Below are 13,697 nucleotides of genomic sequence, written 5' to 3'. Positions count from 1 at the left end.
GCCTTGCGCAACAGACGATCCGTGTTACAGGCCGCCGCGGCGCTGGTCGCCCTCGCCGCCTGCGGCCCCGCCGCGGCCCAGACGGCGCAGATGGCACCCGACGCGCTGGCAATCGGCGACACCTTTACGCTGACCTCGACCGTGCTCGGCGAAACCCGGCGCATTAATGTCTACAACGCGCCGCCCGCGAACGTGGCGGAGGCCCAGGCCTTGCCCGTCCTCTACATGCCCGACGGCGGACTGCAGGAGGACTTCCTGCATATCGCCGGCCTGCTGCAGATATCGATCGCAAGCGGCACGATGCGGCCCTTCATGCTCGTCGGCATCGAGAACACCCAGCGCCGCCGCGACATGACCGGTCCCAGCGAGGACCCGCGCGACCGCAAGATCGCGCCCGTCATTGGCGGCGCCGACGCCTTCCGCCGCTTCATCCGCAACGAATTGATGCCGGCAATCAAGGCGCGCTACCGGACGACCGGGGAGAGCGCCATCATTGGCGAATCACTGGCCGGCCTCTTCGTCATGGAAACCTTGCTCGTCACGCCCGAGATGTTCGACACCTATGTCGCCGTCGACCCCAGCGTCTGGTGGAACCACGAGAACTTGCTGGCGAAGGGCGGCGCGCAGCTGCGTACCGGGCGCCATGCCGGCAAGACCTTATTTGTCGCCGCCAGCGGCGAACCAGGCATGCCCCAGCTCGCCGCCAGGATCGAAAAATTGTTCAAGAGTGCGGCGGCGTCGGGACTGCGTTTCGAACTGGCTGCGTTTCCCGAGGAGACGCACCGTACGATCTATCATCCCGCCGCACTGCGCGCCTTGCGCACCCTCTTCAGGAATCCGCCGGAGCGCCCGCCGGGCCGGTGACAGCCGGTTCCGCCGGGGCCGACTGCCCATCCAGCAGCGCGAACTCGTGCTCTCCCTTTGCGCGGTCGAACACCTGTCCGGTCAACGAATGGGCATTGCTTTCTCGCTGGCGCGCGGCCTGCTCGTCGTAGAAGAACGGCAGGAAAGCGTAGCGTTCGCCCCGCGTCACCGGCGTTGCCTCGTGCAGGAGCGAGCACGAAAACACGACGGCGCCGCCGGTCGGCGCGCGGTAGGTGCGGGGTCCGAATTCCGGGAAACGCAGGTCGCCGCCTTCGTACGCCTGCGTGTTCAGGTTGATGGTGCAGGCAAAGCGGCGGTGCGCGGTGCCGAGCGTCGTGTTGTCCTTATGCGGGCGAAAGAAGCCGCCGCTGTCGCCGTCGTAGCGGGCAACGATGTAACGTTCCATTCGCGTCGCCTCGAACTGGAATGCGCGTTTGATTTCCGGCAGGACGCGGCGCCCGATGCGCGCCTGGATCGCTTCCCTGAGCGGCGCCAGCTCGGGACGCGCATCGAATTCGACATCGTGGCGCCGCTTGAAGCTTTGCTCCCTGACTTCCACGGTCTTCCCGTTGACCTCCCGCATGAAGCCTGATTCGACACCACCGTAGCGCTGGTACAAGGCGATCAGTTCTTCACAGAGGGCGTCTTCGAACACCCTGGGCAGGATCAGTACCGGGGCGCTCAGGGCGGTACCCGCATGCTCTTCGACGGGCGGGAGCCGACCGATGAGCTCGCCGAGCGCCTCGTTATGGGCCGCGGCGGGAAGCAGCGGTATGCTGGCCATTACCCGCAGCATCGGGTCGAGGACCAGCGTGAAAGGCCGGTAGGCCGTTGCGGACGACGGACTTGAGACAATGGCCCCGAACTGGGAGCTGAGCGTGCGGTCGAAGTCCCAGAAATAGCGTATGCCCGGGATCATGGCGCGCAGGCGCTCCTGGCGCTCGTCTTCCGGATCGATGGACACCCCGTAAAAACACAGGTGCCGGTCGTCGAACAAGGCACGCCTCTGCTGGACGAAGTCGAGCACCTGGCGTGTGCTTTCGTGGGCTGCGCTGCCGAGGAAGCTGAGGACGACATAGCGGCCGGCCGCCGTATAGAAGGCGTAGCGGGGATTGCTCGTGGAGCGCGCCACGAAGCTGGGTATCGGGTCGCCAGTTTGCCACATCGTCCGCCCCTTCAACGCTGTCGTATTGACAAGTCTAGCGAACAGTTCGGTTCTCGCCAAGATGGAAGCGCCACTTTTTTCAGCCGGCACCGGCGGACAAGGTCTTCAGCCCTCGTCGCTCCTCCACATGACCCGGTTCCTTCCTCCCTGCTTCGCCCGGTACAGCTGCACGTCGGCCGCCTCGAACAGCGCGGCCGAGCTTTCCATGCGGGCGGAATCGAGGCTGGCGCCGCCGATGCTGACCGTGATGCAGGATGCGGCCGCCGAGCCGGCGTGGGCGATCATCAGCTGGGCCACGGCTTCGCGCAGCGCCTGCGCGATCTGCAGCGCCTGCCGGCCGTCGGTTTCCGGCATCAAGAGCACCATCTCTTCGCCGCCGTAGCGCGCCGCCAGGTCGGCCGGGCGGCGCATGTGGGTGCCGGCCACGCGCGCCACCGCGCGCAGCGCGCGGTCGCCGGCCGGGTGGCCGTATAGATCGTTGAACTGCTTGAAGGAGTCGATGTCGAGCAAGGCCAGCGAGAGCGGCTGGCCGCTGCGCCGGGCGCGCTGCCATTCGAGGTCGTAGACGTCGTCGAAGCGGCGCCGGTTGGCCAGTTCGGTCAGGCCGTCGACGTGGGCCAGGTGTTCCAGCAGGCGGCGCTGGCGCACCAGCTGCAGGTGCAGCGCCACGCGCGCCAGCACCACGGTCGCATTGAAGGGCTTGGCGATGTAGTCGGAGGCGCCCATCTTGAGGCCGGCCGCCTCGTCTTCCGGACGGTCCAGGCCGGAGATGAAGATGATCGATACGTGCTCGGTCTGGGGCGTGGCGCGCAGGCGGCGCAGCACCTCGAAGCCGCTCATGTCCGGCATCATCACGTCCAGCAGGATCAGGTCGGGCACGTGGCGCGTTGCGCGCTCCACCGCCTGCGCGCCGTTCTTCGCCAGCAGCACCGTGTACTCGGGCTGCAGCAGTTCGCACAGGACGTCGCGGTTGATCGGGTCGTCGTCGGCGATCAGGACTTTTTGCGGTTCGGCAGGCGTCATGCGGTCTCCTCCAGGTTCAGTCCCAGCAACTGCGCCAGTTCGCCCAGCGGCGCCAGCGCGGCCTCGTACTCGAGTTCGTCGACGCAGTCGGCGATCGCGGCCAACGACGCAGCATACTCCGCATCGGGGAGCAGCGCGTGCAGTTCGGCCAGCGTGTCGCGCGCGCGGGCATCGTCGCTGGCCAGCTGGCTGGTCAGGCGAGCCAGCAGCGCCGGCAGCGCATCCGGCGCCTGCGCCGGCAGGTCGCGCGGACCGGCCAGCGGCGCCATCCCGGCCAGGATCGCATCGAGCGCGGCGATCAGGGCCGGCACCATGCCCGCCGCGCGCTCGGAGTCGCTCCCGCGCAGTGCGTCCTCGATGCGGCGCGCCAGGCTGGCCAGCTCGTAGGCGCCGACATAGGCAGCACTGGCCTTCAGGTTGTGCGCCAGCGCCTGCAGCGGCGCCTCGTCGCCGGCCGCCAGCGCGTCGGCCAGCTGGCGCGGCGCCGTCCGGTATTCCTGCACGAAGCTGCGCACGCGCTTGATCAGGCGCGCATGCTGGTGGCCGACGCCGGACAGCGCGGCGTCCCAGTCGATTCCGGGCACCGCCGGCAGCAGCACGGTGTCGCTTGTCGCGAGCGCCTCGGCCGGCGCGCTCGGTGCCGCCCGGCCTTCCAGGCGGCCTGGGTCGATCCAGGCCAGCAAGGTGCGGAACAGCTGGTCCGGATCGACGGGTTTCGCCAGGTGGTCGTTCATGCCGGCGGCCAGGCTGCGTTCGCGGTCGCCCGCCATCGCATGCGCCGTCATGGCCACGATCGGCAGCGCGCGCAGGCGTTCGATGGCGCGGATGCGGCGCGTGGCCGTCAGGCCGTCGACTTCGCGCATCTGGATGTCCATCAGCACCAGGTCGTAGTCATTCGTCTGCACCATCTCGACCGCCTCGCCGCCGTGCACGGCGACGTCGACCTGGACCGGCGCGGCGGCCAGGAAGTCGAGCGCGACTTCGCGGTTGTTGGCGTTGTCCTCGACCAGCAGGATGCGCGCGCCGCGCAGGCGCGCCAGGCCGCGCGGATCGGCCTCCACCCGTTCCGAGGCGCCGGGCAGCTCGAGTTCCGGACGCAGCGCGCGCAACAGGCTGTGGTACAGCAGCGCCGGTCCTACCGGCTTGTTCAGGAAGCCCTGCAATTGCAGCGGGCCCGCCTGCAGCTGCACCGTCTCGCGCGCGCTGGCGCTGACCATCAGGATCGACGGCGCCGCGTGCGCGACACCCTCGACGCCCTCCAGCGCGCGCAGGCGGCGGATGGTCTCGACGCCATCCCAGCCCGGCATCACGTAATCCATCAGCACCACCTGGTAAGGCAGGCCGCACGCCAATGCGTCCTTCATGCGCGCCAGCGCCAGTTCGCCCGAGGCGGCGGCATCGGCCGCCACGCCGAAGCTCTCCAGCATCTCGACCAGCGCCGTGCGCGCCGTCTCGCTGTCGTCCACCACCAGCACGCGCAGCTGCTGCAGGGCCGCGCCCGGCGCGGCCAGCACACCCGGCGCGCTGGTGGCCTGTCCCAGCGGTACGGTGAAGCTGAAGCTGCTGCCCACGCCCGGGGTGCTGGTGACGTCGATGCTGCCGCCCATCAGTTCGACCAGCTGTTTCGAGATCGACAGGCCCAGGCCCGTGCCGCCGTACTTGCGCGTGATCGAATCGTCGCCCTGGCGGAAGGACTGGAACAGGCGCGCCAGCTGGTCGCCGTCCATGCCGATGCCGGTGTCGGTGACGCAGAAGCGCAGCGTGACGCCGCCGTCGCTGCGCGCCGCCACTTCCACGGCGACGACGATCTCGCCCTGCCCGGTGAATTTGACGGCGTTGCTGGTGAGATTGATCAGCACCTGGCCCAGGCGCAGCGGATCGCCGACCAGGCGCGCCGGCACGCCGCGCCCGACGCGGAACACGAGTTCGACGCGGCGCGCGTCGAGCTTGACGGCGGTGAGGTTCGACAGATGCTCGAGCAGGTCGTTGAGGTCGAACTCGACCTGCTCGATCTTGAGCTGGCCGGCCTCGATCTTGGAAAAATCGAGGATGTCGTTGACGATGCCGAGCAGGTGCTCGCCCGCGCCCAGGATCTTGCCGAGGTAGTTGCGCAGGCGCGGCGACGGGTCGGCCATCAGGGCCAGGCGGCTCATGCCGATGATCGCGTTCATCGGCGTGCGGATCTCGTGGCTCATGTTGGCCAGGAAGTCCGATTTCAGGCGCGTGGCAGCTTCCGCGCGCAACATCGCATCGCGGATCGCGCTGGTGCGCAGGCCCAGCACGCGCATGAAGATGATCATGTCGATCGCGTTGGTGAACTGCAGCGAATGCATGGTCCAGAAACTCGCGTCGACGGCGCCGTTGATCATCTGGCTCAGCACCAGCGAGCCAAGGAAGCTCAATGCCCAGCCGAGCAGGAAATACAGGCCGACCGGGTCGCCGCGGCGCGCGCGCTTCAAGGCGCCCGGGATCCCCAGCAGCATCGGCATGATGCCCAGCGTGCTGACGATGGCCACCAGCTGGCCGACAGTGATCAGGTCGAGACCGAAGGCCAGCGCGGCGACCGCCGTGAGCGCGGCGCCGGATTTCATCAGGCGGCTGAAGGTGCGGTCCATGCCCGGGCGTGCCAGGGCCTGCTCGACGAACAGGTAGGCGCCGCAGGAAGACATCAGGGCGAACAGCCCGCCCGCGTGGATGTTCATCCAGGCGTTGTCGCCCCACACGTACTGGCTGCCGATGCCGAAGAATTCGGCCGAGAACAGGGACGAGCCGCAGATCATCAGCGCGTACTTGGCGAACAGCGGTTCGCGCAGGTTGACGGCCTGGGCCAGGCTGTAGAGCAGCAGGCACAGGCTCAGGCCGAGCAGCAGGCCCTGCACCATCTGTTCGTTGACGGAGTCGGCGTGAAACACGGCGGGCTGCGAAAAGCGCAGCGGCAGCACCATCGCGCCGGTATTCTCGATGCGCAAATAGATGTCGTAGCGCGGGCCGTGCAGCAGCTCGAGCAGCACGGCAGGCGTGCGCACCCGGTGCCCGCCCGCCTGCGGCGGCTGCAGATTGCCGGCCAGGCCGTGCTGGCGCACGACGCCCTCGCTCACCACGAAGAATTCGACCTTGTTCAGGACCGCGTAATCGATCTCGGCGATCCAGGCGGCGCGGCTGCCCTGCGGTACCCGGACCGGGATGCGCAGCCACACCGGATCGTCCTGCACGCCCAGCGTCGCGTGGCCGGACACCGGCGGCGCGAAGCGTTGCGGCGCCGCCAGCACGTCCTCGATCCCGAGCTTGCCGCCCGGGTCGGTCAGCATCGTCACGGCAGGCCAGGCTTCGACGCTGCCGATCCGGTCATCCAGCACCAGCGGGTCCGCCGCCCAGGCTCGCGGCAGGAAGGCCAGCAGGAGCAACAACAGGGCGCAGGCGGCGCGCAGTCGGGATGACAGGATTTTCATGCGGCTTCCTCGGATGGAGTAGTGACGGCGCCGGGCCGCATGCGTTGTTCGATGGCGTTCATCCAGCCGGGCGCCTGCGGATCGACGTCCCAGCCACGCACGGCGCCGTCGACCTGGCGCAGCAGCGCGTCGGGCAGCTTCAGGGGCCGGGTCTGGTCCATCAGGAAGCGCACCGTCAGGCGGTAGCCGAAGATGCGCGTGACCAGGCGCGAGATCGAAAAACCGGGGCAGAGCAGCCGCGCGGCCGTATCGACGGCGCGCGTGACGCCCATGCCGAGCGCGAACAGCACGCGTGAGAATAGTGAGACGCGCTTGTCCAGCCCGAGGTCGCGCGCAGTCTCGCGGCCGCACAGGCGGCGCGTCAGCAGCACCGGAAAGGCTTTCAATGCACGCAGCGGAATCTCCGCCTGCATCGCCCGCATCAGGGCATCGGCCAGGGCCGGACGCGGGTCAGGCTGGCCGCGGGCTGCGCCACCCTTGCGTGCCGCAGCGGCATAGCGGTTGGCGGCGATGGCGCGGCCCTCCTTCTGCAGGCGCGCGAACAGGGTCTCGGCCTCGCCCATGGTCTGCACCAGCAGGTCCTGCTCGATGCCGAGCAGGTGGCCGACCACGTTCCAGGCGTGCAGGTAGGCCCCCTCTTCCTCCTTGCTCAGGCCCAGGCCAAGACGGCGCAGGCCGCGCAGGAAGACGTAGTGGAAGGTCAGCAGCGTATAGGCCAGTTCTTCCTGGTTGACGGGCAGGCCGTTGGCGTTCACGTCCCAGCCGCGCGCGAACAGGGTCTGATACAAGCCGCGGCCCTCGGCCAGCAGGGGTTGAACCGTGGCGCCGTGGTCCAGCGCCTCGCCCGGATTGCCGCGCACGATCAGGTGGCGGATGGTCGCGTGGATCAGGCGCACTTTCAATACCTGCGCCACCCCGCCGCCGCTGGCGTCCAGCAGGCCGCCACGCAGCATGACGGGGAAGATCATCGCCGCAGTCGAGCGCACCCGGTAGTCGGTATGCTGCTCGAGCTGGCCGGCCACGTGCAGTACGTTGGCGAGATCGGCCGGCACGTAGCACTCGGGCAGGCTGGCGCAGAACAGCAGCGTGCACGACAACATGCTCATGTCGACGAAGACGGATTCGGCGCAACCGACCTTGCCCGCATCGACCCAGTCCGGCAGCTGGCGTGCACGCGCCACGTAATCTTCCAGTGCGGCGGCGATCGGTGCCGGCGTGCCGGGGCTGGCGCGCCAGTCCGCAAGTACGCCGTTGGTCTGCCAGCCGGCCAGCTCGCGGTTCACGACCGCGATCGCGTCCCAGCGAGAAAGCGCCGGCGTGCCGTCGTCCCACGTGCCGAGCACGCGCGCAATGGTGTCGTCGGCCAGCGGATCGGCGCGCAGGCGCGGATCGGCCGCTGCCAGCGGTTCGGACATGTTCGCCATCAGGCGCTCCCCGCCAGGGCTGCCGGCGTCGTTTTCCAGCGGCTCCAGCCGCACAGGGCGGCCAACAGCGGAATGCCCATCGCGAAGATGGCGATCGCCCGGGTTTCGACGGGCACGCCCAGCAGTGCCTGGAACAGCAGGTTGCCGGCATAGATTGCCAGCGGCACGGCGATGTCGCGCGGCGCGACCGGCGCACCCGGCACCGGCGGCCGGCTCTTCAGGCCGAGGCGGAACAGGAAGACGATGACGAAGGAGACGAACATCCAGCCGGCGAAGCCCTGCAGGGTCTCGCCGAACCAGCCGCCGTCAGTCTTGGTCATGATCCAGGCCTTCAACTTGAACACCATGTAGGGATCGGCGCCGAGGTCGTAGGCGGTGACGATCATCGCCGCCAGCAGCGACTGCACCAGCGTCTGCCCGAGCGGGGCCGCGCCGTCGCTCGGCACCTGCCAGACCATCAGGTTGGCGATCACGTAGCCGATGTAGGTCAGCGCGAACCACATCAGGGGAATCACGAAAGGCACGCTGCCGACGCGCGGGCCGAGCACCTCGGTGTAGGTGTAGGAGCCGAAGAACCAGCCATAACGCGATCCCATTTCCTCCGCGGCCCAGCCGAGGACGACGGCGATCAAGGCAAAGCGCAGCGCGGCGCGCGCGCCCAGCACGTGGGCGGCGCTGCTCAGGCAGCAGGCGAACATCGCGATCGACCCGGCGATCAGGAGACCGGTGGTGTCGCCCAGGCCGCGCACGAGCAAAATCCCGGCCGCCAGCGCCAGCAGGACGAAGGTGATGCGGGAGAGCGTCATCGTGAGTACCGCCTTAGAACCGGTAATCGACGCGCAGGGCCACCGCGCGCGGCTCGCTCGGCACCGTCATGCCGAAGCTGTCGATGTTCACCGGCTCGACCTTGTTCTCGAGGTTCTTCACGCGCAGCAGGACGCTCCAGGGAGAATTGCCTGGCTGGTAGCCCAGGCGCAGGTCGGTCGCGGTGCGGGCCGGAATCCGGTAGCGCAGCAGCTGGCTCGGCACGCCGATGGTCCACTCGCTGCTGCGGCGCGCGAACACGCCGGCGGTCAACAGGCCGTCGCGCAGGGCAAAGCCATGCTCGTAGCCGAGCGTGAGCACGGCGCGCGGCGCGCGGTCGAGTTTATAGCCGGCCCAGGAATGGATGCCGTCCGGGCTGTAGGCGACATAATGCGCGTCGGTCAGCGCCAGCGTGGTGCTCAGGCGTCCTTGCGGCACGGGTTTTACGGCCCCTTCCACTTCCAGGCCCTTGACGCTGGCTTCGCCCGCATTCGCCGTGACGAAGCGCGGCACGCCCTGCACCATCGCCACGCCCGACAATTGCAGGTTGTCGTAGGCATAGCGGTAGGCGCTGAGATTCAGGCTGGCGCGGTTGGCCCAGAAGCGGGTTTTCAGGCCCAGCTCATAGGCGGTGAGCGTCTCGGGCTGGTAGACCAGGGTCGATTCGGGCACGGCGATGAAGGCCGGGCAGGTGGCGCCGGCCGCGCAGCCGTCGTTGAAGCCGCCGGCCTTGTAGCCGGTCGAGACAGTGGCATAGGCCATGGTCGAGGGGTTGATGTCGACGTCGACACCGACGCGCCAGGTGGTCTTGCTCGTTGCCAGGCTGGCCGCGTTGGGCAAGGCGATGTCGGTGGCGGGATTGAACGTCGCTTCCTGCTGCAGGTTGGTCGAGCCGTAGCGCGACTTGCGGTCCTCGGTGCGGCGCGCGCCGAGGGTCAGGCGCAGGCGCTCGCTGGCGCTCCAGGTCACCTGGCCGAACAGGCCGCGGCTGTAGGAGGCCACCGGATCCGATGGGAACACGTAGTAGGGCGGCAGGCCGATCGGTTCCAGGTCGCGGAACGTGGCCAGCTGCGCCATCTGTTCGCGGAACCAGTAGAAACCGCCCTGGGCTGTAACCGGACCGCGGCCATTGGTGGCCAGGCGCAGCTCGTGCGAATCCTGCTCGAAGCTGCCTTCGTATTCCTGGCGCACGCCGAGGGCGAAGCCGGGCATGATGCGATAGTAGTAGTTGACCAGGAAGTCGTGGTCGAAGCGGCGATGCGAACCGAGGTAGTGCAGCGTGGCCGGGCCGAGATCCCAGGAGAATTCGGCGCCGAATCCCGTGCTGGCGCGGCGGCTGTGGCCCTGCTCCGGCATCGTGTTCAGGGGCACGAAGGCATTCGTCAGGCGCTGGGCCGTGCCGGCGTCGAAGGGCGTCGGGTTGCCGGTCTCGATGCCCTCATAAAAATTCGTGTCGGGGACGATGACGTCGTTGTTGTCGCGCTGGACCGTGCGGTCCAGGCGCAGCAGCAGCGACGCCGCCGGGCCGAGCGCGAACTTCGCCGACAGGCGGGCGGCATCGGCGTCGCGGTCCTGGCCGAGCGTGTGCGGCGTGCCCTGCTCGTTGCGCAGCAGGCTGTCGCGCCGGTTCGTCGACACGGCCGCGCGCAGCGCGATGCCGTCGGTGACGGGCACGTTGATCATCGCATTCGCCTTGCGGCTGCCATGGTTGCCCATCTCGGCGCCGGCTGCGCCTTCGAAGCGCGCGGTCGGCGCCTTCGAGATGACGTTCACCACGCCGGCCGTCGTATTGCGGCCGTATAGCGTGCCTTGCGGGCCGCGCAGTACCTCGACGCGCTCGACGTCGAGGAAATCCAGATTCTGGCCGTGCGGACGGGCGATGTAGACGCCGTCGAGCAGGAAGGCGGCCGAAGGCTCGCCCTTCTCGGTGGCGTCGGCGTTGGACACGCCGCGGATCGTGATGCGCAGGCCGTCGGCCGCGCCATCGATGGCCACGCCCGGCAGGCGTGCGCCGATATCGGATGGACGATCGAGACCGGCGCCGACGAGCGTTTCTCCGCTGAGGACCGACATCGCGACCGGCGTTTTCGATTCAGCGCTGGCGTTGCGCTGGGCGGTAACCACCACTTCCTGGATCTGGCCTTCGGCCTGACTTGCCGTGGCCCTTTGCGCTACCTGCGCTTCCTGTGCTGCCGCGGCAGCGCCCCAGACGCAACCCGCGACGGCGAGCGCCAGCGGCGTAAGGTTCGAACGAACCTGACGGTTGGACATGCATTCCCCTAGTTTTGTATTTAGACGCTGACGCCGCTTTTGCGCGGCGCCCGCTCACCTCGTGTGTTTGATTTAAATCAACACATCTTTTGGTTGAGCTGAATTCGAGCAGTCTATCAGTTAGTGCAACGAGGAAACAGAGCCTTGAGCGATAGCGTGGACGGGTAACAACTGTTCAGTTCGCTGAATGTGAAAGTGACAAGGGCCGGTCACGACCCTGTCATCGCGCGCCGGCAGGATGGCCAGGCGGCACCCGCAGGTAAGCCACATAGTCGGGACTGCCGGAGATCGCGTTGTGCCCCGCTCCGTCGATGACCCGCATCGACGCCACGCCTTCCCTGAAACGCGACAGCAGCAAGCGCGTACTCTGCGCGGGAACGATTTCATCCTGCCCCGCCGCGATCAAGAGCGTGGGTGCCTTGACGGCCGGGGCGTATTTTCCCGATTCGTATTTGTCGCGCAGCAGCCAACGCACCGGAAAATACGGGAACTGGCGCGCGCCGAGCGCGGCCAGGCTGTCGAAGGGCGTGACCAGTACCAGCCGGCTCACGGGGCGCTTGGCTGCGACCTGGATCGCCACGCCGCTGCCCAGGCTGCGCCCTATGACGACGATGTCTAGGTGCTCAAGCGCCGCCCGGTCGAACAGCGCCAGCGCATCGGCCACCAGCGCCTGCTCCGTCGGCTTGCCGGAACTGCCCAGGTAGCCGCGGTAATGCATGAGATACAGGGCGTGCGCGGGAAAGGCCTCGTCCAGCAGCGGCAGGCTGGCCGTCACATCCTCGGCATTGCCACCGAAGTAGAGAACGGCTTGCGGGCCCTGGCGCGGCCGCTCCGACACCCTGACCTCGGCGCCGGGCAGCGCCAGCGTCGTGGTCCTGGGCGCCGTCACCATAGGCACGGGCGGTGGAAAATAAATGTAGGAACGCTGGAACGCGAACAAGGCCAGGCAGGCGGCCAGGTAGCCGGCCAGGGCGATCAGGAGCAGCATGCGCAGCGCCTTCCGCATCGGCGGCCCTCAGCCGGCGCGCACCTTGGTCAGCAGCTTGGTCGTCGAGCGGTCATGCTCGAAGTCGATCGCGACCGCTTTGCCGCCGTAGGCCAGCACCGCCTGCCCTTCCGGAATCGCATCCATCTGATAGTCGCCGCCCTTGGCGTAGATGTCGGGCCGCGCTTCGAGCACCGTTTCCAGGGCCGTGTCCTCGTCGAATTCGACCACCAGGCTGACCGATTCCAGCGCCGCCAGCACCGCCATGCGGTCCGCCAGCGTGTTCAGGGGACGGTCGTCGCCCTTCCCCAGGCGCTTCACGGATGCGTCGGTATTCGCCGCGACGACCAGCGAGGCGCCCAGTTCGCGCGCCTGCGCCAGGTAGGTGACATGGCCGCGGTGCAGGATGTCGAACACGCCGTTGGTCAGCACGACGGGTTTTGGCAGGGCGGCGACACGCGCCTTGAGCTCGGCGCGCGAGCAGATCTTGTTCTCGAAATTCGGCATGGAGTTCAACTGGGATTAACTTGGATTGGCAGGGTCTTGCGGTTCTTCTTCGAGCATCATGGACAGCGGCGAGCTCTTGCCGCCGCCCTCCTCGCCTTCGCGCCGTTCGCCCGACAGTTTGATCTGCAGGCGCAGGCCGTTGGCCGAGTCGGCATTGCGGATCGCTTCGTCGTAGCTGATGTAGCCCTTGTTGTAGAGCTCGAACAGCGCCTGGTCGAAGGTGCACATGCCCAGTTCGCGCGACTTGTGCATGATCTCCTTGATGCTATGAAAATTCCCCTTCAGGATCATCTCGCCGATGGTCGGCGTGTTCAGCAGGATCTCGATGGCGGCTTTGCGGCCCTTGCCGTCCTCGGTGCGCACCAGGCGTTGCGAGACGATCGCACGCAGGTTGGCGGACAGGTCCATCAATAACTGGTTGCGGCGCTCTTCCGGGAAGAAGTTGATGATGCGGTCCATCGTCTGGTTCGCATTGTTCGCGTGCAGGGTACCCAGGCACAGGTGACCCGTTTCGGCGAAGGCGATCGCGTGTTCCATCGTCTCGGTGTCGCGGATTTCTCCGATCAGGATCACGTCCGGCGCCTGGCGCAGCGTGTTCTTGAGGGCGTTGTGCCAGGAGTGGGTATCGACACCGACCTCGCGGTGCGTGACCAGGCAGTTCTTGTTCTTGTGGACGTATTCGACCGGATCTTCCACCGTGATGATGTGGCCGGCCGAGTTGCTGTTACGGTAGTCGATCATCGCGGCGAGCGTGGTCGACTTGCCGGAACCCGTGCCGCCGACGACCAGCACCAGGCCGCGCTTGGTCATGACCACGTCCTTCAGCACTTCCGGCAGGTCGAGCTTTTCGAAATTCGGGATTTCCGAGGCGATGGTACGCACCACCATGCCCACGCTCTGCTGCTGCACGAAGACATTCACGCGGAAGCGGCAGACGTTCGGCAGCGAGATCGCGAAATTGCACTCCATCTCGGCTTCGAACTCGGCGCGCTGGCGCTCGTTCATCAGCGACAGGGCCAGCGCACGCGTGACTTCGCCGCTCAGGCGCTGCTGGCTCATCGGCTTCATCGCGCCCTGGTGCTTCATGCTGGGCGGGAAATCGGCGGAAATGAAGAGGTCGGAACCGCCCTGCTGGTGCATGACGGTCAGCAGCTTCTGGATATAGGCGAGGGCTTCGGCCGGGCCAAAGGTGGAGGACATGCGTG

10 protein-coding genes are annotated in these 13,697 nt (G+C 67.6%); 1 reads left to right on the top strand and 9 read right to left on the bottom strand.

Annotated elements, in window-relative coordinates; translation table 11 throughout:
- Positions 1 to 3 precede the first annotated feature (3 nt).
- Positions 4 to 864, top strand: coding sequence for an alpha/beta hydrolase (locus C2862_RS13975; RefSeq protein ID WP_210735984.1), 861 nt, complete (start codon positions 4 to 6; stop codon positions 862 to 864).
- On the opposite strand, the gene C2862_RS13970 is transcribed toward C2862_RS13975, so the two are convergent.
- The 9 genes from C2862_RS13970 to C2862_RS13930 all read right to left on the bottom strand — a co-directional run bounded on the left by C2862_RS13970 (position 830) and on the right by C2862_RS13930 (position 13,692).
- On the bottom strand, positions 830 to 2,029 hold the full coding sequence (locus tag C2862_RS13970; RefSeq protein ID WP_136220737.1) for a 2OG-Fe(II) oxygenase: 1,200 nt from the start codon (positions 2,027 to 2,029) through the stop codon (positions 830 to 832). The genes C2862_RS13975 and C2862_RS13970 overlap by 35 nt on opposite strands.
- A 105-nt stretch (positions 2,030 to 2,134) precedes the next feature.
- Complete coding sequence (locus C2862_RS13965) at positions 2,135 to 3,052, bottom strand: diguanylate cyclase (RefSeq protein WP_136220736.1); 918 nt, start codon at positions 3,050 to 3,052, stop codon at positions 2,135 to 2,137.
- Positions 3,049 to 6,501 (bottom strand): hybrid sensor histidine kinase/response regulator, encoded by a 3,453-nt coding sequence (locus tag C2862_RS13960; protein ID WP_136220735.1) that lies wholly within the window; start codon positions 6,499 to 6,501, stop codon positions 3,049 to 3,051. The genes C2862_RS13965 and C2862_RS13960 overlap by 4 nt, the downstream gene beginning before the upstream one ends.
- Positions 6,498 to 7,925 carry an oxygenase MpaB family protein gene (locus C2862_RS13955; protein ID WP_229467428.1) on the bottom strand — a complete coding sequence of 476 codons (1,428 nt, stop codon included), beginning with the start codon at positions 7,923 to 7,925 and terminating at the stop codon, positions 6,498 to 6,500. The genes C2862_RS13960 and C2862_RS13955 overlap by 4 nt, the downstream gene beginning before the upstream one ends.
- Positions 7,925 to 8,731, bottom strand: coding sequence for a carotenoid biosynthesis protein (locus C2862_RS13950; RefSeq protein WP_136220734.1), 807 nt, complete (start codon positions 8,729 to 8,731; stop codon positions 7,925 to 7,927). The genes C2862_RS13955 and C2862_RS13950 overlap by 1 nt, the downstream gene beginning before the upstream one ends.
- 13 nt (positions 8,732 to 8,744) lie before the next feature.
- A complete protein-coding gene (locus C2862_RS13945) occupies positions 8,745 to 11,000 on the bottom strand; it encodes a TonB-dependent receptor (protein ID WP_136220733.1) in 2,256 nt (751 codons plus the stop codon).
- A 220-nt stretch (positions 11,001 to 11,220) separates the two neighbouring features.
- Positions 11,221 to 11,988 (bottom strand): alpha/beta hydrolase, encoded by a 768-nt coding sequence (locus C2862_RS13940; RefSeq protein WP_229467427.1) that lies wholly within the window; start codon positions 11,986 to 11,988, stop codon positions 11,221 to 11,223.
- A 27-nt stretch (positions 11,989 to 12,015) separates the two neighbouring features.
- Positions 12,016 to 12,492 carry a D-glycero-beta-D-manno-heptose 1-phosphate adenylyltransferase gene (rfaE2, locus tag C2862_RS13935; protein WP_136220731.1) on the bottom strand — a complete coding sequence of 159 codons (477 nt, stop codon included), beginning with the start codon at positions 12,490 to 12,492 and terminating at the stop codon, positions 12,016 to 12,018.
- Positions 12,493 to 12,507: 15 nt separating this feature from the next.
- Positions 12,508 to 13,692 (bottom strand): PilT/PilU family type 4a pilus ATPase, encoded by a 1,185-nt coding sequence (locus C2862_RS13930; RefSeq protein ID WP_136220730.1) that lies wholly within the window; start codon positions 13,690 to 13,692, stop codon positions 12,508 to 12,510.
- Between the last annotated feature and the right edge of the window lie 5 nt (positions 13,693 to 13,697).

Source organism: Massilia sp. Mn16-1_5, from assembly GCF_004798585.1.
In the GTDB taxonomy this organism is placed as follows: Bacteria; Pseudomonadota; Gammaproteobacteria; order Burkholderiales; family Burkholderiaceae_D; genus Telluria.
The sequence above is the reverse complement of the archived record's forward strand: the minus strand, read 5'-3'. Positions and strand labels throughout refer to the sequence as shown.